This window comes from Chryseobacterium sp. JV274 (genome assembly GCF_903969135.1).
In the GTDB taxonomy this organism is placed as follows: Bacteria; Bacteroidota; Bacteroidia; order Flavobacteriales; family Weeksellaceae; genus Chryseobacterium.
In genome coordinates, this window is the sequence record NZ_LR824569.1 from 562,113 (window position 1) to 587,078 (window position 24,966).

Genomic DNA, 24,966 nt, shown 5'->3' on the forward strand with positions numbered 1-24,966 from the left:
AACAGTGATTAAATTTAAAGCTGTATCTTTACGCTACCAAACAAAATATTATATGTCATTTATTACACCGGAAGGAGCCAGGAAGGCTCAGCTATCCCTATCAGAAAGAGCACCCGTTGCTCATGCTATTCTCTCAGGAGCAGAGAATATTTCGAAATACAACAATGGAGTATGTCATGATGTAGTAGCCTATGCTTTATATATGCGTGGTGCCTCTATAAGTCCTGCTCAGCTGGCAGAATCGGCCGGACAAAAATGGTTAACTGTATTTAACTATCCTTCAGGAGAAAAGTGGGACGGATATTCACCAATTCCTGCAGGAAAAGCTATTGGTTTCTACAGACTTATTGATAAAACCTTCTTTCATTCAGCGGTTACAACAGGAAAAGGAAATGAAATAAGATCTGTTAACGGATTTTCATTAGGTTCTGCATGGTCTGTACCTGTAGATATGAAATGGGTATTAGGTAAAAGAAATTCTGACGGCACATTCAATTATGATGGTACCAAAATAGAAGTCTATATCTCTTCTTTATAGTCGAAATTTCATTGTGATAAAAACAGGCAGATTTGCAAATTAGCAGATTTGCCTGTTTATTATGTATCACCCTAAGCATCAGCACATTTCGGACATATCCCGCTGATGATAAAATTGTACTCCTGTGCAATAAAATGTTCCGGTAAACTGAATTCCGGAATCGCGTTTTCAATACACGTCACAGAATGACATTCTTTGCAGTTGAAATGAACATGATTATGAAAATGTTTTTCGTGAGTACATTTCCCGCTGCACTTTGCAAAATTCACCACACCGTCAATATTAACGATCTTGTGAATAGCCCCTTCATTTTCAAGCCTTTCCAATACCCTGTAAATCGTTACTCTATTGCATAGATCACCCAATTTTTTCTGTATATCAGAATGGGTAAGGGCTATATCTGAGGCATTGATAAGACTTAAAATTTCAGTTTTAGCATGCGTGTTTCTAACTTGTTTCATGTTTTAATGCAACAAAGTTGCTTTATTTGGATTTTTATTTATACTTTTGCAACAAAGTTACAATAAGAAAATCAATCCATACTATTATGAAGTCAAAAATTCTTGATGCTGTAGGACTCTCCGCTGCTGTTTTATGCCTGATTCATTGTATTGTCTTCCCATTATTACTGATTGTCCCTTTGGGAATATCGCATAATCCCTATATTGATTTGGGGTTCCTTTGTATTGGTATCATTATCGTGTTCAGAGTAACCAAAAAGATAACCAACCGCTGGCTGAAACTTTTATTCTGGATATCCGTTTCTCTCATCTTTATTTCTGTACTCACAGATCTGATCTTTGAAATTCATATTCCTCTGATCTATCTTGGAACTGCGGGTTTAATTACTGGACATATCATCAATTTTAAAAATCATAAACATTAAATATATGACGAAGAAACTTCCTGTAACGGTACTCAGTGGTTTTTTGGGAGCTGGAAAAACCACATTACTCAATCATATTCTGCATAATAGACAAGGCTTGAAAGTAGCAGTCATTGTGAATGATATGAGCGAAGTGAATATTGATGCCCGTCTTATTGAAAATCAAAATACTCTTTCAAGAACGGAAGAAAAGCTGGTAGAAATGAGCAACGGATGTATCTGCTGTACACTCCGCGAAGATCTGATGGTAGAAGTAGAACGTCTTGCTCACGAAAATCGTTTTGATTACCTATTGATAGAGAGCACGGGAATCAGTGAGCCCATTCCGGTTGCCCAAACCTTTACCTATATAGATGATGAGAGTGGAATAGACCTTTCCCGCTTCAGCTATGTAGATACGATGGTAACTGTAGTGGATTGTTTCAATTTTATGAAAGATTTCGGTTCCAATGAACTGTTGATGGATCGCGACCTTACCGATATGGAAGGAGATTATAGAACCATTGTCAATCTTCTTACGGACCAGATTGAGTTTGCCAATGTGATTATTTTAAACAAAACAGATCTTATCAACTCCGAAACACTTGGATTTTTAAAAGCTGCCATTAAAAAATTAAATCCTGATGCTGTCATTCTACATTCCGAATTTGGTAAAATTGAACCTCAGCAGATTTTAAATACTCAACTTTTTGATTTTGATAAAGCACAATCTTCAGCTGGCTGGCAAAAAGAATTACAATCTGAGCATCATACTCCTGAAACTGAGGAATATGGAATCAGCTCTCTGGTTTTCAGAGATAGAAAACCGTTTCATCCTGTAAGGCTCTGGAACTATTTGAATCATCATTACCCTGAAGGAACAATAAGGGCAAAAGGATTGTTCTGGCTGGCCTCAAGGCCAGATGATGCTTTGAATTTTTCCCAGGCCGGAGGATCTTTCCGTCTGGAAAAAGCTGGAGTATGGTGGGGCAGCATGCCTACGAACCAACGCGCACTGTATTCTTCATTTGCAGAAAATCAGGAATTTATAGAAAGCAGATGGGATAAAAACTGGGGCGACAGAATCAATGAGCTTGTATTTATCGGGCAGAACCTGGATAAAGATCAAATGGTGTCAGACCTGCAGCATTGTCTTATTAATGAGCAGGAAAAAGAATTGTTTGATCAGAAACAACCTTTTGAAGATCCTTTTCCAATGGATATTTAAATTTAACCTTTAATTAATGCAACTTTGTTTCGATAAAAAACTAAATACAATAACTTACCACCTTATTTCAAAACAATATGGACAGAAGAAAATTTCTAAAAGGTTCAGCATTACTTTCAGGGTTATTTACTTTATCACCGACTGACCTCTGGAGCTTCGGGAGGGCTATAGAAAATCCGCGGACAGGAAAAGCAAAGAACATCATCTTTATGGTAAGTGACGGGATGAGTCTTGGAACACTTTCAATGGCAGATCTGTATTCCCGGAATATTTTGGGAAAAGGGAGTAACTGGCTCAATCTGTATCATGAGAAAAAAGTGACACGAGCCTTGATGGACACTGCCTCTGCAAGTTCTATTGTAACGGATTCCGCTGCAGCAAGTTCCGCTTTCGGAGGAGGAATAAGAGTCAAGAATGGAGTCCTGAATATGGGACCCAACGGTGAAAAACATCTTCCCATATGGCAGCAATATAAAAAAGCAGGAAAAAAAGCAGGCTGTGTGACAACCGTTACCATTACACATGCCACTCCTGCAGGATTCTGTGTAAATTCTTCAAAAAGAAATGCAGAACCCCAAATCGCTGAAATGTATGCCGAGCTGGAACTGGATGTGCTGTTAGGAGGTGGAGACGAATTTTTTAATCCTGCCAAAAGAGAAGACAAGAAAGATATCTATTCTGTGTACAGCAAAAAAGGATACAGAATTTTAAAAAAACAAACCGACCTTAAAGAAATCAAAAAAGGAGAAAAATTATTAGGAATATTCAGTACAGGAGCCCTGCCTTACAGCATTGACAGAACCCATGTTCAGGAATTCAAAAATACACCGACTCTTGCAGAAATGGCAAAGACCGCCATTGATCAGCTGAAAGATCATCCCAGCGGTTTTGTTCTTCAGATAGAAGCCGGAAAAGTAGACTGGGCTGCCCATGCTAACGATGTTGCAGCACTCATTCATGATCAGCTTGCATTTGATGAAGCTGTAAAAACAGTAATAGATTTTGCCGAAAAAGATGGAAATACCTTAGTCATCATCACTACAGACCATGGAAATGCCAATCCCGGAACGATTTACGGAACTGATGCTACCAAGAATTTTAACAGCATTTCAGACTATCAATACACCAATGAATATATTCTGAACAAAATTCAGAAAGACTATTCGGTAAAAGATATTAAAAACTGGGTTTATGAGAGCAACAAAATTGTGCTGAATGATGATGAAGCCAAACATCTGCTAAGCTTTTACAACGGACTTGAAAAAGAGGAAGAAGGACTTTATAATTATAAAAAACTGCCCTTTAAACTCTACTCAGAAATTCAGAAAAGCAGAAATTCTGTAGGCTGGATCAGCATGGACCATTCCGGAGATTATGTGGAAGTAGCGGCTTTTGGTCCCGGAAATGAACTTTTACAGCCTTTTATTAAAAATACAGACCTCCATGATCTGATGCTGAAAGCCTGTTTGATATAGACATTCATATTTTTTCATATTTAATTATTTGGGAGATACGAGGCGGATTGATTGTGTCCGCCTTGTTTTTTTATTTATCATCATATCTTATAAGTTCTGATTTATTTACATACTCTTTATAATATCGCCTAATCTTTTCAAAGCTTTTTCTACTTTATCATTCCAAACGTTATTGCAGCTGATCCGGATATAGTTTCGGTAATTTCCATTATTGGAAAACAGCGGTCCCGGAGCAAAATTTACAAACTGGTCAATAGCTTTTTTCTGAAGCTCAAATGCATCAATATGGGCAGGTAGCTCTATCCATACTACCAAACCTCCTTCAGGCCGGCTCATCCGGATATCAGATGGGAAATATTTTTCTATCGCCTGAATAGTCAATAGCATCAGTCTGTGCAGTTCAGGTCTAAGTTTGCGCAGGTGACGGTCATAGGCTCCTGTTTTCAGTAACTGCAACAAGGAGGATTGTACAATGCTTGCCGTAGCAACATTAGTCACAGCTTTTAATCTGGCAACCTGTTCTGAAAACCGTCCTGCAGCACACCAGCCGATTCTGTAACCAGGTGCAGCCGATTTAGAAAAAGAGGAGCAAAGCATAACCCAGCCATTATTGTCATAGCTTTTTATAGTGTTTGGGCGCTGTGTCTGGAAATGTAAATCTCCATAAATATCATCTTCTATAACCGGAACCTGCATTCTTTCAGCAAAAGCGGCTATTGCTGATTTCTTTTCATTATTTAAAGTAATACCATTCGGATTGTTAAAATTTGAAATTAACAGGCAGGCAGAAATCTTTTGTCTGCTGCAGATTTCTGCCAATTCCTGAATATTGATTCCGGTTAAAGGGCAGCCGGAGAATTCAATGACTTTGAGATCAAGGCTTTCTATTGTCTGCAATATACCATGGTAGATTGGAGACTGCACAAGTACCGTATCACCCGTTTTTGCTGCAGCACGCAGGCAAAGACTTACTGCTTCCAATGTACCATTCGTGATAATCACATCATCAGCTGTAATATTACCCTGCCAAAGGAAAGACCTGCGGGCAATTTCGGTTCTCAACTGACTATTTCCTGCAGCAGGCTCATACTGTAAATGCTGACCTGTTAAATCTCTGGAAGCCTGCTGTAAGCTTCTCCGTAAAGCATTAAAAGGCAGAAGATCCGGATGTAAGACAGCGTTGAAAAATGAAACATAAGATTTGTTTTCAGAATCCGGAAATGAGACTTCCTGTAACACTTTTCCGATTGCTATTTTTTGAGCAAGAGTATTGTTTTCGGCCTGTTTTGGCAGACTTACAGAAGAAACTGAGGTACGGAGCACAACAAATCCTGACCTTTCTTTTCCTGCTACCAACCCCTTATCTTCCAATAGAGTGAAAGCTTTCAGAATAGTACCAACACTTATTTTAAACTGCTGCCGGATACTGCGTAATGATGGAAGTTTAGCTCCCACAGGATATGTTCCGTTATTGATGGAAAGCTCAAACTTATCCGCAAGTGCAATATATTGAAAATCTTTCATCTGTTATACTAATATATTCATTTTTTGTATCTGTTACAACACAGCAAAGATATCTACTTTTACTGAACAAAAAAATAAGAAGAATATGAAAAAATTAGGATTGGTAGGAGGCATCAGCTGGGCTTCTACTTTAGACTATTACCGTCTTTTAAATGAAGGAATAAATCAGCAACTGGGTGGATTGAATTTTGCGGAATGTATTATTTATTCTGTCAACTTCAACCATTTTCAGCAATTTAATGCAGAGTATGACTGGGATGCAACTTTTGAACTTCTCTACAATGCTGCCGAAAATTTAAAAAAATCAGGTGCGGAAGCTATTGTACTTTGTGCCAACACTGCTCATATTGTTGCCGACAGGATTGAAGAACAAATAGAATTACCGCTCATTCATATTACAACTGCTACAGCCAATGCCGTTAAACGAAAAGGATTAAAAAGAATCGGTTTGATAGGAACAAGCTATACGATGGAGCTGGATTTTTATAGGGATAAACTGATAGAAGGCGGTCTGGAGCCCCTGATTCCTGAAAAAAGTGAAGACAGAGATTATATCGAGGATATTTTAAGAAATGAATTAAGCAGAGGAATTATTAATCCTGAAACCAAAAAAAAATATCTGAAGATTATCCAGGAGCTTATAGACCGTGGAGCAGAGGGAATTATTCTAGGCTGCACAGAAATTCCGCTTCTGATCAAGCAGGAAGATGTTGCTGTTCCGGTATTTGATACCATTCAAATTCATGTAGATGCTGCTGTAGCATTTGCCGTTTCAAAGGACAATATAACAGTTGTTCCATAAAACATTAAAATACAATTAAATACAGTTCAATTTAAAAGAAACCAATAATAATTAATTAGTTTAATTTACTAACGGTTTCAACTATAAGTACCATATCATCAGATGTGGTACTTTTTATTTCCATAATGCCTATTATTTCTTTAAAAATCCAGAATTCACTTCAATTAATTTGAAATAAACAGGTATATACCTTTATTATAAAATTTACTATAATGGAATATAAAATTATTTCGTACTTTGGTTTACTTATTAAAATAATAATTTAAAGCACTTAAAAATGTTTAAAATATAAACTTTAAGGATCTGATTATCATTTTTTAATAATCAAAAAAGAAAAATCTCTAATTGTTGAAATAATATATGAAGAAGTATCCAATTCCTGCGAATGAAGAAGCCCGAATGAAGAAACTGGAGTTTTATGATCTTTTAAACCTGGAAAAAGATCCCCAGTTAGACATTTTTGCAGAAACGGCATGCCTTGTGACCGACTGTCCTGCAGCGCTTATTGCAATGATGGAAAGTGAAACTCAAACCATCCAAAGCTGTGTGGGGCTTGCCCTGGATTTTGTAGACCGGAAAAATACGGTATGCCAGTATTCTATTGCAAGCGGGGATGTTGTAATTATTAATGACACTTTATTAGATGAAAGGTCTTCTGACAACGCAATAATTCTAGCGGGAGGAATTCGGTTTTATGCAGGAGTTCCTTTGGTTGATGATGAAGGATTCGTATTAGGAACCATCTGTGTCATCGATTATAAACCAAAAACCATTACAGACAATCAGATTTCAACCCTGAAAAAAATAGGTGAGGCGATTACAAAAGTTCTGATGGGGAAAAGAAAAAACATTCAGGCTGAATATTTTCAACAAACCTTCAGTATTTCCAATAACCTGATCTGTGTTTTGGATAAAGATTTCTCTCTAAAAGATGTCAATCCGACTTTTGAAAGTGTATTTCAATTGGAGAAGTCTCAGGTCATTGACCGGGATTTTCTTAGTGTTCTGGGCAGTCATAACTCCCAGCTGCAATTACTTACCAAAAATCTGCCCACTACAGAGGAAGAAGTAACATTTACCACTTCTACAAACATTGGTGATACACAGACTATTATAGAGTGGTACCTGAAACTGAATCAGGATCATTCTGAAATTTTCTGTTTTGGAATCAATATTACTCAGCGCATCGAAGAGAAACTGAAACTTGAAAGTTCTGAACGCCGTTTCAGAAGCTTCTTCGAAAATGCAATAGGACTGATGAGTATGCATGATATGGAAGGGAATATTACTGCTGTAAACGAAAAAGGCAGAGAAACCCTGCAGTATTCTGCAGAAGAAGTGGAAGGACTGAATCTGAGAGATCTTGTTCCTGAAAAAAACTGGCCTCTGTTGGAGCAGTACCTGGAAAGAATCAACAAAAACCAGGAAGATTTCGGAACCATGATTTTGAAAACAAAAGGAGGTGAAGAAGTGATCTGGATGTACCATAATCTGGTAGAAATCAACAAAGAAGGAAAACCTTATGTAGTAAGTACCGCGCTGAATGTTACCGAAAGAATGACGTTGGAAAAAGATCTTGTTCATACCAAAAAAATGCTGGAACAGACAAGTGCTGTAGCCCAGGTGGGAGGATGGGAAGTGAATCTTAAAAAGAATACCGTATTTTGGTCACAGTCAACCAGAGAAATACATAAAATAGACAAAATATTCCAGCCTGATCTGGAAAATGCGCTGGGCTTCTATAGTGAAAACAGCCGCGAAAAACTGAAATTATTATTCGAAAGAGCTGTAAAAGAAGGAGTTCCTTACGATGAAGAATTACAGCTTGTCCGGAATGACGGTGTGACGATCTGGGTAAGGGTAAAAGGAATACCGGAATTTGAAGAAGGGGTCTGTATCAGAGTCTACGGAATCATTCAGGATATTGATAATTTCAAAAAAATCTACCTTGAGCTGGCCAAAAAAGAGGCGATGCTGCAGTCATTCGTTACATATGTTCCTGCAACTGTGGCTATGTTTGACAAAGATCTTAATTACCTTTCTGTAAGCAGCAGCTGGAAAAATGAATTCCAAATGAATGACATCAGGCTTCTCGGAGAAAATATGTTCAAGATTTCTCCTAATGTACCGGATGAAAGGATAAAGATCTACCAGGATGCCCTGGCAGGAATTGCCTATAAAAATGAAGATATGGCAATAGAAGTTCCCGATAAAGAAATAATTCAGCATTATAATATTGAAGTTACTCCATGGTATCTTTCTACTCGTACAATAGGCGGAATTATTGTTTCTGCACAAAATATTACAGCATCGGTAAGAATCAATAAAGAGCTTAAAAATGCCAAGAAAATGGCCGATATTGCCAATAAAGCAAAATCTGAATTTTTAGCCAATATGAGCCATGAGATCAGGACTCCGCTGAATGGTGTTATTGGTTTCTCTGATCTTCTGTTAAAAACGCCGTTGAATGAGATACAGACTCAATACCTCAATTATATTAATGAATCCGGAGAAAATCTGTTAAACATCATCAATGACATTCTTGATTTTTCTAAAATAGAATCCGGAAAAATGGATCTTTCCATTGAAAAATCCAATGTATATGATATTGTAAGCCAGGTGATCAATGTGATCCTTTACCAGTCGCAGAAAAAGAATATAGAATTACTGTTAAATATAGAGCAGGGACTTCCTGAAACCATCTGGGTGGATGAATCCAGATTGAAACAGATTCTGATCAACCTCCTCGGAAATGCTGTCAAATTTACCGCACAGGGAGAAATAGAACTTAAAGTGGAAAAGCTGAAAACTGACAATAAAGATATCACATTAAGATTTTCAGTCCGGGATACGGGAATTGGTATTCCCAAGGAGAAACAACACTTTATTTTTGATGCCTTCACACAAGAAAACGGCTCTATCAGCAAACGTTATGGCGGAACAGGACTTGGCCTTACTATCTCGAACAATATTCTGAAATATATGGGAAGCAGTCTGTCTCTGGTGAGTGAGGTTGATAAAGGTTCTGTTTTCTATTTTGACATTCAGATCCCTTGTGAAATGACAGAACGCCCTGAAGATGAAGATCTGAAAATAAACAGAGTTCTTATTGTTGATGATAATGAAGCCAACAGAGTGATTCTTCAGCATATGCTTGCCTATAAAAATATAGATTCAAAGCTGGCAGCCAATGGTATGGAAGCCCTTCAGATACTTCTTGCAGGGGAACGTTTCGATGTCATTCTTATGGATTATCACATGCCAATTATTTCGGGGCTGGAAACGATAGAAAAAATCAAGGAACTGTTTAACAAACAAAACGAACTTTCACCTCTGATTATCCTTCACACTTCTTCTGAAGAGCATGATGTCATCAATTCTTTCCGTCAGGAAAACAATTCTTACTTCCTGCTGAAGCCTATCAAATCTGAAGAGCTGTATAAAACATTGAAACAGGCTGTAAAGTACACAGAAAAGGAAATCAGCCAAATTCCACCGCCAGAAACAGAAGCTTCACCACTGATGCAGGCACCTCAGGTTTTGCTGGTAGATGACAACCCCGTAAATATGGTCCTGAACCACAAAATGATGCGTTCATTGATTCCAGATGCAGAACTCACAGAAGCAACAGATGGTCTTCAGGCTTGGGAACACTGCAAAGAAAAAACATTCAATATCATTTTAATGGATGTTCAGATGCCGGTAATGGACGGTATTGAGGCAACAAAACAAATCCGTTTACTGCCTGGCTATGCCAGTGTTCCTATTATTGGAGTAACAGCCGGAAATGTGTTGGGTGAAAAGGAAAAATGTATAAATTCCGGAATGAATGATTTTCTGCCTAAACCTTTAAGACAGGCCGATCTCCTGGAAATGCTGAAGAAATACTTGATGAATAAAGATCACATGGTTTCTGAGGATGCTCTGGATCATTCAAAACATCTGGATATCAATCTTTTGAATGAACAAATAGGTGATGATGATGAAGATTTCAGAAAAGTATTTTTGGACCTCGTAATACAGCAGCTTACTCAGGCTGAAGAAGATATTAAAAAAAGCACAGCTGAAAAAGACAGTACCAATCTGAAATTGATCCTTCACAAACTCAAAGGAACTGCCGGAACTGCCGGACTGCTAAAGCTTACAGAATATACTGCAAATTGGGAAAGAAAAACAGATCCAGATATGGATTTTGCTTCCATGGAACAGGAAATTATCCAGGAAATAACTACAGGACTACAATTAATTAAACATTTAATACAATAAAAAAATAAAACTATGTTGATTCTAATCGCGGAAGACGATGAACTGATTCTAAAAACGATAGAGCACAAATTATTAAAAGAAGGGCATGAAGTGATCCTCACCCGCAATGGTAAAGATGCTATCGAAACCCTTAAAACCAAAGAGGTAGATCTGGCTATCACAGATATTATGATGCCGTTTGCCTCCGGAATTGAAATACTTTCAGCCATCAAAACGATGGACAAGCAGATCCCCGTGATCATGCTTTCCAGTATGGGGCAGGAGGAAGTGGTACTCAATGCTTTTGACCTCGGAGCTGCCGATTTTATAGTAAAACCATTCAGTCCCAATGAATTGATATTAAGAATTAAAAGATTTTCAAAATAAATTACATTCATGTTTCTCACCACTTCCGTGCATTTTCTTTTTCTCGTATTTCTGGGAATGTTGTCCTTAGTACTCTTACTGATCATAGCCGTACTCATTTACAGCTTTTATCAGTATAGAGAATCTGTCCATATTTTCAAATGGTCGGAAATGATCAATAAAAGAATCTCAGAAGTGATTGTATATGGTGAAGAAACCTATGCAGACAGCAACTTTTCATCAGCATCCGCAAATCCTTTATTCAGAAATTTATTCCTTCAGAAACTGGCAGAATCCGAGAAGAAATTTTCCGGTGCAGCACAGCATAAACTTAAAGAGCTTTTCCAGGAATATGGCCTTCAGAAGGAAGCTTTAAAAAAATTGAATCAGAAAAAGATACATTTAATTGCAGGAGGTATACAGGAGCTTACAGCGATGAATGTGGAAGAAGCACTGCCAAAGATTTCTACATTTTTAACACATCCTTCAGCACAGGTTTATCAGGAAGCACAATATGCCATGGTTCATTTTAAAGGATTTGAAGGACTTCATTTCCTTACCAGCTTTTCAACAAAAATATCAGAATGGCAGCAGCTTCGTCTGCTTATTTCAGTCACCAGTATTCCTGAGAACTCCAACGATAGTATTAAAAGCTGGGTTGAAAGTTCAAACGATTCAGTGGTCATTTTCACCCTTAAACTATTAAGAAAATTCCAGGTATTATCTCTTTATCCTACAGTCGCTGACTTACTGGATCATCCCTCTGTTGAAGTGCGGATACAGGCAGTACAGACATTATTATCCCTTGAAAATCCTTCAACTGTTGCTTATCTAATGGAAATGTATCCTCATCAACCTTTTGAAGTACAGAAAGAGATCCTGAAAGTAATGAGGAAGTCAAAAGACCAATGCTCTGTAGATTTTCTGAAAGATCAATTGTTAAAAGACACTGATTCAGGAATAAAGGTTTATGCAGCAGAAGCCTTATGCTCAATGGAAAAGCAGGACTACCTGATAGAAATATCTGAAAAAGAGACCTCATCAGAAGAATTAATTCAAATCATTAAATACGCAGTACAGGAAAAAGTATGTTAGAATTCTCACACATCATCTATGAAGTTGTTATCTGGTTGTTTCTGATTTACGGAACAGCAATAACCCTTATCTATGGCTGGATAGGAATTTATGCACTTGGAGCTGTACTCCGTTATAAAAAAGAAAATACATTTACAGATTACAGCCTTATTGCGGCAAACCCCAATGCTCCGGTATTCAGCGTTATCGCTCCGGCTTATAATGAGGGAATGACCATTGTAGAAAATGTTCGCTCTCTGCTATCCCTTTATTACCATAACCTGGAAATTATTATTGTAAATGACGGAAGTAAGGACGACTCCATCCAAAAGCTTATCGAGGCTTATGAATTGGAATCCATAGCTTACTTCATTCAGGGAAAAATAGAAACCAATACCGTAAGAGGAGTTTATAAAAGTAAAAACCCTGCCTTTAAAAAGCTGATCGTTGTTGATAAAGAAAACGGAGGAAAAGCAGATGCTCTGAATGTGGGAGTGAATATTTCTTCCGGTGAATACCTGGTTTGCATTGACGTAGATTGCATTCTGGAGCAGGATGCGATTCTGAAACTCGCAAAACCAATGCTGGAGCAGACCGATAAAAAGTTTATCGCCTGCGGTGGAGTTATTCGTCTGGCCAATAACTGCGTGATAGAAAATGGTAAAATAGTAAGTGTCAATATGCCGAAAACTCTTTTGGGCAGAACCCAGGCATTAGAATACATCAGAGCTTTTGTACTCGGACGTATGGCGTGGTCCAGGGCATCAGGACTGATCCTAATCTCCGGTGCTTTCGGAGTTTTTGACAGAAATATTGTACTCGCCTGCGGCGGTTATGATAAAAATACGGTGGGAGAGGACATGGAGCTGGTGGTAAGAATGAGAAAGTACATGGAAGAAAAGAATGAACCTTATGAAGTACTTACCATTCCGGATCCTTTATGCTGGACAGAAGTCCCTGAATCTAAAGATATTTTGAGAAAACAGCGCAACAGATGGATGCGCGGAACGATGGAAACCCTGTGGAAGCACAGAAAAATGATGTTCAATCCGAAATATGGAAAATTAGGAATGGTCAGTCTTCCTTATTGGTTCTTTTTTGAATTTCTGGGTCCGCTAATCGAATTTTCAGGATATATCATCTTTATTATTTTTTTACTGTTGGGAATTATTAACTGGCCATTCTTTACGGTTCTGTTTGCCCTGGTGATCTCAATGGGATTTCTTTATTCTATCTATTCAATATTAGTGGATCTAGTAAGCCACCAGGTTTATACCAAAAGAAAAGACTTCCTCACCCTTATTGTAACGGCTTTTTCCGAACCTTTTTATTTCCATCCTATCGTGGTAAAAGCAGGAGTAAGCGGATTTATAGATTATTTCAAAAAATCCCACGGATGGGGCGAAATGACAAGACAGGGCTTCAATCAAAGCACACAGCATTTACCTTTCAAAGAAAGAATGTATGCTATTCTTCAGTCTAGTCTTAAAAAATGGGGAATACTCACATTAGTGTTCTTTGCCTTGTTTTTAGTGGGAGTAACCGCAGAGTGGTTGTGGTACCGGTATAGTTTTTCCAAATTTAACACCTCTGCAATTGTTGGAAACCTTTTTACAGAGAATATTTTATTTGCCCTCAGACTCACATTTTGTGTTGGAATTACTTATCTCATCATCAATTTCATCAGAGAAGGCTGGGCAAAGACTCTGGCTATTGCAGCTTTACTTATTGTGACCGTTACCCAATATATTTTATTCCTGTATTTCTCAGAAACCCGCAACGTATTGGGTGCAGACCTTTTATACTACAGCAAAGAAGAGATGAAGCAGATTTTACAGGCAAGCGGAATGCTTAATTTTAAGAACTTTGCCCTGATGGGTATTTTAATAACAGCCTCTTTCATTCCTATATGGATAGCCGGTAAATCAGCTTTGAAATCCATCTACCCGGGACTTGTATTGCTTGCTTTCGGGTTTGCAGCCTTTTTTATTCCCTCCAATATATTAGGATCCAAAACCTTGAACTCTGAGAATGAATTTAACCAAAATGCGGCAAAAAGTAAATGGGCTTATTTCCTTAAATCCAATGAGGACAATTTCATCAGCGATCATCCTGAACTGAATGAATTACTGAGCGAAAATGAAGATTTCACCACCAATGCCGAAATGCTCAATAAAAATTTCCCTTTCTGGAGGAAAGAAAATACCCCGGATTTTTTAGGGTCTTATTTTAACAGATCTGAGAAAGTTCCCAATCTTGTTTTCCTTGTCATGGAGGGGTTCGGACATGCCTATACTTCCCCAAAAGGATATATCGGTAACTTTACTCCCTATCTGGATTCTTTATCCAACAAAGGATTATATTGGGAAAACTCGTTAAGCTCAGCAGGAAGGACTTTTGCCGCATTGCCATCAATCACAGGATCACTTCCTTTTGGAAAGAATGGCTTCCTTGAAATTGAAAAGACACCGGAAAACTTCAATCTTTATAACATTCTGAAAGCAAACGGCTTTGAGACAGGTTTTTATTATGGAGGTCATACATCCTTTGACCGTTACCGTGAATTCCTGGAATATAGCGGGGTAGACCATATCACAGATGAAACCTCATTCGGCAGTCCTTACCGTAAGCTTCCTGCCAATAACGGAGAAAGCTGGGGATATGAAGATCAGGCCGTTTTTGGTAAGATGCAGCAAGAACAAAAGCCACAGGATAGACCGTATTTCAATATGATTCTCACCCTTTCAACGCACAATCCTTTTTTAATCAACAATAAAGATTATTATGAAAAACTGTACAATCAAAGACTGAATTCAGGTATTTTAAATTCTGAACAGAAGAAATGGGCCGCAGCTCACAAAGACCAGTTAATTTCAGTTCTTAATGCTGATGATGCCATTAAAGATTTCTTCAAAAAATACAGCAAACGTCCGGATTTCAAGAATACCATTTTTGTGATCACAGGAGATCACAGCATGCCTGAAATCACACTACAGGCCAAGATTGATAGATTCCATGTGCCATTATTGATCTACTCACCCTTATTGAAAGAATCAAAACGTTTCTATAAAACCGTAAGTCATTTTGATATTGCTCCTTCTATTTTAGCTTATTACAGAAATAATTATAAAATCAGCACACCTGCTACAATAACATGGGTAGGAAGAGGATTTTCTCCGGATTCTGAAATCAGCAAAACCGGAATTCCAATGATGCAGAGTAAAAACCAACTTATTGATTTTGTCTCTGAAAAGTATTATATCCATGACGGACAGCTTTTTACCCTGAAAAATATGGAAGAAGATGCTTCCAATGATAATGCAGCCCTGAATAAGATGAATGGCAGATTTAATCAGTATAAAAGCATGAATTCCCAGTTTTATTCTACTAAAAAACTGATGCCTGATTCGGTAATGGTGAACTTTAAGAAAAAAGTAAAATCAAAGTTTTAAAACTTTCTGGTGTAGCCTAATGTAATATCAAACTGATTCCCTTTTTCTCCCGGGCGGTATTCCTGGTTATAATACATTGTTCCCACTGAAAACAGATTGGAATGGTAGGAGAAATTGTATTCACCTCCAATTTTAAAAGTTTTAAGCTTAAAGGTTTCGTTTTCCAGAAGATTATTACGGTTTTCTTCCGGGCTGATCCCGGTTCCGATCTGAAAAGCAAAATAATCCTGAGCACCTTTTGTATAATACCTTACAGTTCCCGTATAAGAATGTGAAATATTCTTGCTGTCAGGAGTGATATAAGTACGCAGGTTAAACCAGAAATTTTTATAATATTTCCCTATAGCAGCGGTATACATCCAGATACTGCTGCTGAAATAAAGCTGACGGTAACCTAATTCTGCTTCAAAACTATGGGGAAGGTTTGCATTCAGAGAAACTCCGGTACGGTACTTCGGAAACAATCCCACATCATCAGAATATCCTCCGCCAACATACAGGTAGAACATTTTAGAAAGCCTTGGGTATGCCTCCAGTTCAATCTGTGTGCCGCCCTCGGCAAATTTATTGGCATAATTTCCGCGAACAATCACGGAACCAATAGGAGTAACTCTCTTATAACTTACTCCCACAATATGCCAGTCGTTATCAAACTGTTTGTCAAAATGAGAATAATTATAAACAATTCCTATTGCATTTTTAGACGTAAGCTCATTTATTCTTACTGCAAGAGCTCTTGCTTCAGTGTTTTTAGGATTGATGAATAAAAGAGTACTTACAGCTTTATCTGCTTCCTCGTAATTATCCTTTCCAAAATATACTTTCGCTTTCAACAGTAATAATGTTTCAGATTTAGCATGATAGGAAAGTCCTTTATCTATGATTTCAATAGCTTTTGTATTCTGATCATTCCAATATTCCAATGAAGCATAAGCCAGAAAATAATCTTCATCCTGAATCTCTCTTTTTCCAAGCTCTTCAAATATAGCCCTTGCGGAAACCAGATCTTTATTCCAGGTATATAGCCTTCCCAGGAAAACTGAAATATCAGTATAATTGGGAGCTTTTTCCAATGCCTCTTTGGCCAGAGCAATAGATGCAGGATAATCTTTCTGTTCAAAAGCAGCGGTTCGGGCTTTAAGGAATAGTTCATCAGCTGATAAATTCTGCTGACTGTACATTGTGATTGGAAAAAGTAAAGCAAATAAAAAGGTTGAATATCTTTTCATTGAAAGTTTAATTATTAATGAACTACATCTGGTATCACAAATATATTGAACTTTTACATCACAACCCAGAGATTATTCGTCAAACCTTATTTTTTTTAGATTATTTTTCAATTAAACAATGCTTAAAAAGCAATTATGATGGAATAATTATTGCCGTAATTAAAAAAAATTAATTTCTTCAAAATTTCATTATGAAAATAGCCACATATAATGTTAATGGAGTCAACGGCCGCCTGCCTGTTTTATTGAAATGGCTGAAAGAAGCCTCTCCAGATATTGTCTGTCTTCAGGAACTAAAAGCACCTCAGGAACGTTTTCCTGTAGAAGAAATTAACAAAGCAGGTTATGAAGCTGTCTGGAATGGACAAAAAAGCTGGAATGGAGTTGCTATATTGGCAAAAAACAAGGAAATTACAGAAGTACAAAGATCTTTACCGGGAGATCCTGAAGACATTCAAAGCCGTTATATTGAAGTGATTATTGATAAAATGGTCATCTGCTGTCTTTATCTCCCGAATGGCAATCCTTATCCAGGACCTAAATTCGACTATAAATTATCCTGGATCAAACGTTTTAAAAGAAGAGCCAGCCAACTCATCACCATGGAACTTCCCGCCATCCTTATCGGCGATTTTAATATTATTCCGGAGCCTATTGATGTGTACAAACCTGAACGCTGGGAAAATGATGCCCTGTTCAGAACAGAAGTAAGAAAAGCGTATAAAGATCTTCAGAAGAAAGGATGGCTTGATTCGATACGAAGTCTTTATCCCGAAGAAAAAGTATACACATTCTGGGATTATCTATATAAAGCTTATGACAGGAATGCAGGCATAAGGCTGGACCATATTTTATTAAGTCCTTATCTACAGAGCCGGCTGAAATCAGGTGGAGTAGACAGCCATGTGCGCGGCTGGGAGAAAAGCAGCGATCACGCTCCGGTATGGATTGAACTTGCGGACTAATTGTAATTCAAGAATTGCAGGATCATATACATTATAATATGCTCCTGGTTTATAAAATCAGGAGTATACAATATATAATACGTTGGTATGAATACTAAGACTGTTTTCGGCGGCGACCAGAAACCTTTTTATCAAGATCCCTGATGTCCTGTCTCAGTTCGCGGAACATTTCTTTAAAATTATAACTTTCATAGTCACCAGGCTCAAAATCTTCCGGGAAAATTCCTGAAGCATACTGCCAGATTTCTACAACTTCCTCAAACGGAATCTCATAAGACTCATAAAAAGAATTGTCAGCACTTACACAGATTGCATTTTCTTTTCTTTCCTTAAAACGTTTATAGGTAATCCCGTCATTCAATGTTACAAAAACATAGGTTTTTCCCTGTTTCAAATCATTGATTCCTTCCACATATTTTCCTACAATATAAGACCCGTTTCTGAATGGAGGCATAGAATCTCCATCTGCAGGGAATGCCCTGTATTTTCCATTAGTAAGAAAGGGAAGAGCGATACGCTGAAGGCTCTCAATATAATCTACATCACTGTAACCTTCCAGATATCCCATAGAAGCTTTTTGAGGGATAATTTCTATTGTATCATTTCCATGGGTATCTACTGCCACAGGAAGAACAATTCTGTTGTCAGGCAATTTCAGCATATCATCCATAGGGTACTTCTGGATATCTACGGACAGCATAAGATCAATGCTTACATGAAAATATTTAGAGATTTTTATAAGAAGTTCGATAGGAGGTTCAGATATTCCGTTTTCATATTTTGAATAGCGAACTCTGGAAATCATCAGTTCATCAGCTACATTTTGTTGGGAAAGCTTTCTCCTGGCTCTTAAGAAGCGTATATTATTTGAAAAAATTGACATTGATAAAAATATGTAAGCAAAAATACAAAATTTGAATGCGTTACCAACCACCGAAGCAGGTTTTACTATAAGATATAAGGAAATTTCACCACTAAGGTCTCCATTTTTACTAAAACGGGTAAATTTTCATGCCTGGATATTTAATTTCCGCACGCTGAAAATTGATTTATGAACAAATATAGAAGGCTTTACATAGTTTAAACAATAATCATCAATAAATAGAATTTAGTGCATAAATAATAACTCTAAATTTCATAAATTGAGTTATTATTTTTAACATTTAGTAAATCAATCACATATAAGTGAAAATCATATTTATACTAAAAAACATATATATTAATGAAATATTAAATAATAAAAACATATAATTAATTTATTGAAAATAATTTGCAATTGTATTATTATTATTCATATATTCGTGATGTAATAATCATATAAAATTATAGTTATGAAAAACTTAAAAAAATTAGACAGAAACGAATTAAAAGCTATTTCAGGTAACGGATTACTAGATCCAATCGGTACTTTACTAGGTGGACTAGGAGGTGTAGTTGGTGGAGTAGTAGGCGGAGTAGGTACTATCGTAGGTGGTGTAGTTACTGGCGTAGGATCTACTGTTGGTGGTGTAGTTGGCGGTGTAAGCACTGTCGTAACTAACGCTTTATGCCAAACACAATGTGTTGTAAATGGTGTAATTCACATCAAATTACTTGAGTGTGGTTCTACTTGCTAATCTGCAAGAATAGACATTAAAAATCATTCCGCTCTTTTCAGAGCGGATTTTTTTTATATCCCAAACAGAAAATAAAAGCAACGTATTACACTTACAATCAATCATTTATTTTTATTTTGAGATCTTTTGATTGAAAGAATATCAATCCTGAGCTTCCTATGCCGGCATTTCATTACTGAATGTACGTTTAGCCTATAAAGACAACCGTTTATCCCTGGAATTAATATTTCAGCAGGTATGAAAATAACAATATAAATAATCTCATTTCTGCAGTTGTCATTCAATGATAGCTGCATATTTTTTGTGGTTTTTTATAAGGCTAATTAATCAAATTATAAGGCTAATTAATCAAAAAAATATTAAAAAAAAGTAATAAAATTTTAATACGACATGTTTTGACGCTGCGCGTCTATATCTTTATGTTAGAGATAAGATAAAGAATCCCGGGAAATTATTGTCTTACTAATCCAAAATTAACTTTTTTAACAACTATTTTTTAAATTATGCACAAAAAACAACTAGTAATCATTTTTCTATTTCTATTTTTCTGTTCTTATGCACAGACTGAATTTATTACTTTATGGAAACCTAATGTAAATGGTACCATTGACCATGCAATATCTTTTGGCGGTACAGGAACCAATTATACCATTAGCTGGGAAGAAGTGGGATACCCACAACATAATGGAGTCCTTAATTCTGTTACATCCAATAGCACCAATCCGATTACCATTCTTTTTGGACCTTCATTACATACAAACCCTATCCAGGCAACCTACAAATTGAAAGTATACAATGGCAACGGGCTATTTTACGGGTTCAGGGCCAGTACAAACTTTATTGATCCTAATGCTAATCTGGAACTCACCGAAATCAGTCAGTGGGGAGACATCATTTGGCTTCAGCAATTTAATCAGGGATTTGCGGGCTGTCCAAACCTTAATGTAACTGCTGCAGACATTCCCAATCTAACACAAATAAACAATTTATCGGAAATGTTCTATAATTGTTCATCTTTGATCGGAAATAATTCATTTTCAAGTTGGAATACAAGTACAATTACTAATATGAGTAATATGTTTAGCAGAGCAAAGCTATTTAACCAGAATATTGGAAGCTGGAATACAGCGAATGTAAAAGATTTTAATGGAATGTTTTCTTTTGCCTCTACTTTTAATCAGAATATTTCCGCCTGGAATACTGCATCCGGAACTAATTTCTCTGCAATGTTCAAAGATGCAGTAGCTTTTAACCAGCCATTAAATTCATGGAATACATCAAATGGTGTCAATTTTCGCTATGTATTCTCTAATGCAGCAGCATTTAATCAACCTCTTAATAACTGGAACACCGCTAAAGTAACAGATTTTGAACATATGTTTGAAAATGCAGTCTCATTCAACCAGCCGATTGGAAACTGGAATGTAGCCAAGGTTAGTTATTATTCAGGTTTTAACATGTTTAATGGTGCTGTACTTTTTGATCAGGATCTTTCCGGCTGGAATATCCGACTTCAGAATTTCTTCGGAGGATCAATCGCTTTCGGATTAAAAAATTCCGGTTTATCATGTACAAACTATAATAATTTTCTAATTGCTCTCAATAATAATCCTACATGGGCGAACACAACATTAACATCTGGAAGTATAGATGCAACAGGGCTGATCTATTCTACACCGCAGGCCATTATGGCAAGAGCTCAATTGGTTAACAGAGGCTTTACTATTGTTGGAGACACATATAACCCGGGATGCTACTTATCAACAGCAGAAGTTTCAAAAAAACTAAAAACTCCAGCTTATCCCAATCCAACAACAGGAGTGATAACAGTGGAGGCAGCTGTAAATGAAAATGTTTCTTTATATGATATCAACGGCAAACTCATTAAAAATGTGACGTTTATAAAAGGAAAAAACACGATCGATCTTACCGGATATCCCTCAGGGAATTATCTATTAAAAGGCGAAACTATTTTCAGTAAAATAATTAAGAAATAATAGATCAGCCGAAAGGTTACCTCTATCAATTAAGCTCCAAGGTCTTTGTACTTTGGAGCTTTAATTTTAAGTGTGTTATATTTGTGTCAACTAAGAAGAATAACCAACGACTCACTAAGAATTGATGACAGAGAAATTCCCCACAATAAACAGTACACTTTCACCAAATGTGCTCGGCAAATTTATTCAACGAAATTATGGACTAATTGACAAAACGGAATGCAGCATATTTCGGCTTGCTATGAATCATTTATACATTGTTCATGATGATGAAAACAAATACGTTTTTAGAGTGTACACCCATAACTGGCGGACAAAATTAGAAATTGAGGAAGAATTAAGACTTTTAATCCTGCTAAAAGAAGCAGACCGACAAGTTGCTTTTCCAATAGCTGATCAATCGAACAAATTTATTCAAGAAATTGATGCTCCGGAAGGAAAGAGATTGGGCGTTTTATTTTCGTATGCTAAAGGCATAAAGACAGCAAAATTTTCATCCCAAACAAGTTTTCTAATTGGACAGGCATTAGCAAAAGTTCATCAGTCCACAGAAAATATTGAACTGATGAGAATGTCTTACAATGTTCAAAACCTGCTTAAGAACCCTGTCTTAAAAACAAAAGAATTCTATAGTAAAAATGTTGCTGAAATTGAATTTTTAGAAACCCTTTCTGCTTTTTTAATGCTAAAAATGGAAAATACAGACAAACAGAAAATGAGATATGGAGCCGTTCATCTTGACGTTTGGTTTGACAATTTGCACATTGACGATGAAAAGGAAATAACATTTTTTGACTTTGATTTTTGTGGCAACGGTTATTTATGCTTTGACATTTCTTATTTCCTGTTTCAGCTATTTACTACCAATTTGAACGAAGAGGAATATCAGGTAAAAGCAGATAGTTTCATAAAAGGTTACGAGACTGTAACTAAAATTAGTAGCGAAGAGAAAAAGTTTTTACCCTACGCATGTTTAGCAATTATGACCTATTACATAAGCGTTCAGTGTGACAGATTTGAATATTGGACAAATATTTTCCTGAATGAAGATCATTTAAAAAGAATGGTTGGAAATTTAAAACGATGGATTGTTTACAACCACATTGAGATTAATAACAAACTTGTAACAAACTAAAAGGGATAGGTTTAACAGTTATTATCTACTCATTTCTGTATTTTTTCCCCCAGTATCTTAGGGTTATCAGCACATCCTGAAGGCTTCTGCCTTTATCACTGATGCTGTAATGAACCCGGGGAGGCACTTCTTTATAATCTTTCCGGATGATAAGTCCTTCATCCTGCAGTTCTTTAAGCTGTTTGATCAGCATTCTTTCGGTAATGTTATGCAGCCTCCCTTTTATTTCAGAATAACGGAGTTCATCATTATCCAGCAACGAAGCCAGTATGCCCACTTTCCATCTACCTCCGATAACTGATAAGGTATAGAACATCCCGCAGTTTTTAATAAGGTCTGTTTCGTTTAAAAAATTTGTTGAATTTTCTTTTCTCATATACATGGGTGGGTACATACAATTTTGTAGGTACTTGTTTATGGTAAAGGTATAAAATATTTTTGTCTAGATATAAAACAAAATTAAAATGGGACAAAAAGTATGGCTAATTACAGGTGTTTCCAAAGGATTGGGAAAAGAACTTTCAAAACAAATCCTTGATGCCGGGGATATTGTTATAGGAACTGTGCGGAATGAGGAGGATCAGCAGACCTTCGACAAGAATGTAAATGCAAAATCTTTTATTATTGATCTTGCCAAAACAGATCATATTGATTCACTTATTAAGGAGGTCATTGAACAATACGGTCAGATTGATGTTTTGGTAAACAATGCGGGTTTCGGTGTATTTGGAATGATTGAAGAGTTTGAGGAACAGGAGATTATCAGGCAATTCAATGTCAATTTTATGTCTGTATGGAAACTTTGCCAGGCCGTCATTCCATATATGAGAAATAAGGGACAGGGAGTGATTGTGCAGCTTTCTTCAAGGGTTGGCATTACGGCTGGTATTGGGAACGGTATTTATGCAGCCAGTAAATTTGCTCTTGAGGGAATGAGTGAATCACTTGAACAGGAAGTGAAACAATTTGGTATAAAAGTGTTGCTGGTAGAGCCTGGTGCTCTGCGTACCGATTTTTTTGGGGAATCTGTGCATTATGTCCGGAACAAATTTCCTCTATATGCAGAAAAATTAGGGAATATAAGGATAAATACAAAAAAGATCAACGGTAATCAACCCGGTAATCCTGTTGCCGCTGCACAGGCTATCATCAGGGCTGTAAATAATGATGTTCCAACCTTCAGGTTACCTCTTACAGCGGGTACTATCGAAACTATGAAAGCTAAAATTGCTGATTTACAGAATTGTATAGCATTAACCGAAGAGATTGCAGTAAGTGTGGATTATTAATAGCTGAACAATGAAAATAACTTTTAAAAACATTCTGTACTGGGTTTTGTACATAGGATACCTGTACATCATAGTACCATCCTCATTGTTTAAAATTTTTCAACGTCCGGCGATGATGCAAAGCATGGAATCATTAGGTTTTAACAAAACATGGACTCTTGCCATCGGAATTGCCGAAGTGATCGGAGTTGTTCTGGTGATTCTGGGACTCTACAGGTCTCAATTCAGAACTATAGGCATATTATTCCTGTTTCCCTTTGCGATTGGTGCCTTTACTACTCACATGGCACATCAGGAGTATCATCATTATGGGCATTCACTCATCATGTGTTGTCTTTCTGCAATCCTTTTATTTTTAGACAACAGGATCAAAATAAATCTTTCCAGTACTAAAAAATTATAAAGAAATAAAGCAGTCTAGAAAATGATCATTTTTTTATCATAATAAAAGTATTCAGCATAAATGAAAGCAAAATACTTTTAATAGATATTTATTTTAATTAATTTAATATAAAATAACATTTTTCAATACTGTATAATACTGATAATGAGCGACTACTATTAATTATTTTTTCTTGTCAAAGTGAAATAATTTATTAATTTAGCTACACAAAGTTTTGTAAAAAAATCAGTAAACAGAAAAGTTCTTTCCAGAGAAGGATTGAAACAAATTTCAGGAAATAGATTTATCTTCCCATGCACTTACAAATGCTGTGATGATAGCTCATTACCACGATGTTCCGATTTTCAATGTCCCGCAGTAGTACAGCCTAAATAATTCAATATGAATGTTTTAAAGTTTAAATTATTAGCATTAATTATAACAGGTATAATGTTAATTTCCTGCTCTTCAAGAAGTAAATTCACCTCTGAATCATTGAGCATTGGAATGACAAAAGAACAGGTTATATCAAAATTTGGAAAACCCTATAAATCTTCATTTACAGAAAATAAAGAAGCCGGAGAAATTAAAGAATCTTTATACTATAGAGAAAGTTTAAATATGGGAAATAGATCAATAACAAATATTTTAACTTTTAAAGGTGGAAAATTGGTTTCTCTTGAACAAGGGCAGGAATCTGAAAACAATTCTCCGGTTATAATTCATCCCTAATCAAATGCTTACTGTAAAAAGAAAATTGAGTAGCAACTCTCATCAAATCTGA

Annotated in this window: 21 protein-coding genes; 16 read left to right on the plus strand and 5 right to left on the minus strand. The window is 36.5% G+C overall.

What is annotated here, in order from left to right; translation table 11 throughout:
* The first annotated feature begins 52 nt into the window (after positions 1-52).
* On the plus strand, positions 53-538 hold the full coding sequence (locus tag CHRYMOREF3P_RS02615; RefSeq protein ID WP_180563791.1) for a hypothetical protein: 486 nt from the start codon (positions 53-55) through the stop codon (positions 536-538).
* 71 nt (positions 539-609) lie between these two features.
* Here CHRYMOREF3P_RS02615 and CHRYMOREF3P_RS02620 read toward each other — a convergent pair whose 3' ends face one another.
* The gene (locus tag CHRYMOREF3P_RS02620) at positions 610-999 is read right to left on the minus strand and encodes a Fur family transcriptional regulator (protein ID WP_077417243.1); all 390 of its coding nucleotides are present in this window, start codon (positions 997-999) and stop codon (positions 610-612) included.
* 86 nt (positions 1,000-1,085) lie between these two features.
* Here CHRYMOREF3P_RS02620 and CHRYMOREF3P_RS02625 point away from each other — a divergent pair, with 86 nt between their 5' ends.
* The 3 genes from CHRYMOREF3P_RS02625 to CHRYMOREF3P_RS02635 all read left to right on the plus strand — a co-directional run bounded on the left by CHRYMOREF3P_RS02625 (position 1,086) and on the right by CHRYMOREF3P_RS02635 (position 4,106).
* The gene (locus tag CHRYMOREF3P_RS02625; RefSeq protein ID WP_180563792.1) at positions 1,086-1,424 is read left to right on the plus strand and encodes a MerC domain-containing protein; all 339 of its coding nucleotides are present in this window, start codon (positions 1,086-1,088) and stop codon (positions 1,422-1,424) included.
* Positions 1,425-1,428: 4 nt separating this feature from the next.
* On the plus strand, positions 1,429-2,631 hold the full coding sequence (locus CHRYMOREF3P_RS02630; RefSeq protein ID WP_180563793.1) for a GTP-binding protein: 1,203 nt from the start codon (positions 1,429-1,431) through the stop codon (positions 2,629-2,631).
* A gap of 77 nt (positions 2,632-2,708) precedes the next feature.
* Complete coding sequence (locus CHRYMOREF3P_RS02635; RefSeq protein WP_077417237.1) at positions 2,709-4,106, plus strand: alkaline phosphatase; 1,398 nt, start codon at positions 2,709-2,711, stop codon at positions 4,104-4,106.
* 105 nt (positions 4,107-4,211) lie between these two features.
* On the opposite strand, the gene CHRYMOREF3P_RS02640 is transcribed toward CHRYMOREF3P_RS02635, so the two are convergent.
* Positions 4,212-5,630 carry a PLP-dependent aminotransferase family protein gene (locus CHRYMOREF3P_RS02640; protein ID WP_180563794.1) on the minus strand — a complete coding sequence of 473 codons (1,419 nt, stop codon included), beginning with the start codon at positions 5,628-5,630 and terminating at the stop codon, positions 4,212-4,214.
* Positions 5,631-5,715: 85 nt separating this feature from the next.
* Here CHRYMOREF3P_RS02640 and CHRYMOREF3P_RS02645 point away from each other — a divergent pair, with 85 nt between their 5' ends.
* The 5 genes from CHRYMOREF3P_RS02645 (at position 5,716) to CHRYMOREF3P_RS02665 (ending at position 15,569) form a co-directional block, all read left to right on the plus strand.
* Complete coding sequence (locus CHRYMOREF3P_RS02645; protein ID WP_077417233.1) at positions 5,716-6,432, plus strand: aspartate/glutamate racemase family protein; 717 nt, start codon at positions 5,716-5,718, stop codon at positions 6,430-6,432.
* Between the two features lie 360 nt (positions 6,433-6,792).
* Complete coding sequence (locus CHRYMOREF3P_RS02650) at positions 6,793-10,698, plus strand: response regulator (protein WP_180563795.1); 3,906 nt, start codon at positions 6,793-6,795, stop codon at positions 10,696-10,698.
* Between the two features lie 12 nt (positions 10,699-10,710).
* Positions 10,711-11,064: a response regulator transcription factor gene (locus CHRYMOREF3P_RS02655; protein ID WP_047423117.1), complete on the plus strand. Its 354-nt coding sequence runs from the start codon at positions 10,711-10,713 to the stop codon at positions 11,062-11,064.
* Between the two features lie 150 nt (positions 11,065-11,214).
* Positions 11,215-12,138 carry a HEAT repeat domain-containing protein gene (locus CHRYMOREF3P_RS02660; RefSeq protein ID WP_180563796.1) on the plus strand — a complete coding sequence of 308 codons (924 nt, stop codon included), beginning with the start codon at positions 11,215-11,217 and terminating at the stop codon, positions 12,136-12,138.
* On the plus strand, positions 12,132-15,569 hold the full coding sequence (locus CHRYMOREF3P_RS02665; RefSeq protein WP_180563797.1) for a sulfatase-like hydrolase/transferase: 3,438 nt from the start codon (positions 12,132-12,134) through the stop codon (positions 15,567-15,569). The genes CHRYMOREF3P_RS02660 and CHRYMOREF3P_RS02665 overlap by 7 nt, the downstream gene beginning before the upstream one ends.
* Here CHRYMOREF3P_RS02665 and CHRYMOREF3P_RS02670 read toward each other — a convergent pair.
* Positions 15,566-16,798, minus strand: coding sequence for a YaiO family outer membrane beta-barrel protein (locus CHRYMOREF3P_RS02670; RefSeq protein WP_180563798.1), 1,233 nt, complete (start codon positions 16,796-16,798; stop codon positions 15,566-15,568). The genes CHRYMOREF3P_RS02665 and CHRYMOREF3P_RS02670 overlap by 4 nt on opposite strands.
* Positions 16,799-16,989: 191 nt before the next feature.
* Between CHRYMOREF3P_RS02670 and xth the strand changes: the two genes are divergently transcribed.
* The gene (xth, locus tag CHRYMOREF3P_RS02675) at positions 16,990-17,763 is read left to right on the plus strand and encodes an exodeoxyribonuclease III (protein WP_180563799.1); all 774 of its coding nucleotides are present in this window, start codon (positions 16,990-16,992) and stop codon (positions 17,761-17,763) included.
* A gap of 94 nt (positions 17,764-17,857) precedes the next feature.
* Here the strand turns inward: xth and CHRYMOREF3P_RS02680 are convergent, their stop codons facing one another.
* Positions 17,858-18,646, minus strand: coding sequence for a LexA family transcriptional regulator (locus tag CHRYMOREF3P_RS02680; protein WP_180563800.1), 789 nt, complete (start codon positions 18,644-18,646; stop codon positions 17,858-17,860).
* Positions 18,647-19,094: 448 nt separating this feature from the next.
* On the opposite strand from CHRYMOREF3P_RS02680, the gene CHRYMOREF3P_RS02685 reads away from it, so the two are divergent.
* From CHRYMOREF3P_RS02685 to CHRYMOREF3P_RS02695, 3 genes are all read left to right on the plus strand, one after another.
* Entirely contained in the window at positions 19,095-19,379 is a 285-nt protein-coding gene (locus CHRYMOREF3P_RS02685; RefSeq protein WP_047374658.1) for a bacteriocin-like protein, read from the plus strand.
* A 503-nt stretch (positions 19,380-19,882) separates the two neighbouring features.
* The gene (locus CHRYMOREF3P_RS02690; RefSeq protein ID WP_180563801.1) at positions 19,883-21,376 is read left to right on the plus strand and encodes a BspA family leucine-rich repeat surface protein; all 1,494 of its coding nucleotides are present in this window, start codon (positions 19,883-19,885) and stop codon (positions 21,374-21,376) included.
* 124 nt (positions 21,377-21,500) lie between these two features.
* Positions 21,501-22,511, plus strand: coding sequence for a phosphotransferase (locus CHRYMOREF3P_RS02695; protein WP_180565741.1), 1,011 nt, complete (start codon positions 21,501-21,503; stop codon positions 22,509-22,511).
* A gap of 25 nt (positions 22,512-22,536) precedes the next feature.
* On the opposite strand, the gene CHRYMOREF3P_RS02700 is transcribed toward CHRYMOREF3P_RS02695, so the two are convergent.
* Positions 22,537-22,905, minus strand: coding sequence for a winged helix-turn-helix transcriptional regulator (locus tag CHRYMOREF3P_RS02700; protein WP_228408832.1), 369 nt, complete (start codon positions 22,903-22,905; stop codon positions 22,537-22,539).
* Positions 22,906-22,975: 70 nt separating this feature from the next.
* Here CHRYMOREF3P_RS02700 and CHRYMOREF3P_RS02705 point away from each other — a divergent pair, with 70 nt between their 5' ends.
* The 3 genes from CHRYMOREF3P_RS02705 to CHRYMOREF3P_RS02715 all read left to right on the plus strand — a co-directional run bounded on the left by CHRYMOREF3P_RS02705 (position 22,976) and on the right by CHRYMOREF3P_RS02715 (position 24,914).
* Positions 22,976-23,800, plus strand: a complete 825-nt coding sequence (locus CHRYMOREF3P_RS02705) for an SDR family NAD(P)-dependent oxidoreductase (RefSeq protein ID WP_180563802.1) — start codon at positions 22,976-22,978, stop codon at positions 23,798-23,800.
* 10 nt (positions 23,801-23,810) lie between these two features.
* Entirely contained in the window at positions 23,811-24,203 is a 393-nt protein-coding gene (locus tag CHRYMOREF3P_RS02710) for a DoxX family protein (RefSeq protein WP_077417208.1), read from the plus strand.
* Between the two features lie 381 nt (positions 24,204-24,584).
* Positions 24,585-24,914: a DUF2845 domain-containing protein gene (locus CHRYMOREF3P_RS02715; RefSeq protein WP_077417206.1), complete on the plus strand. Its 330-nt coding sequence runs from the start codon at positions 24,585-24,587 to the stop codon at positions 24,912-24,914.
* Positions 24,915-24,966: the final 52 nt, after the last annotated feature.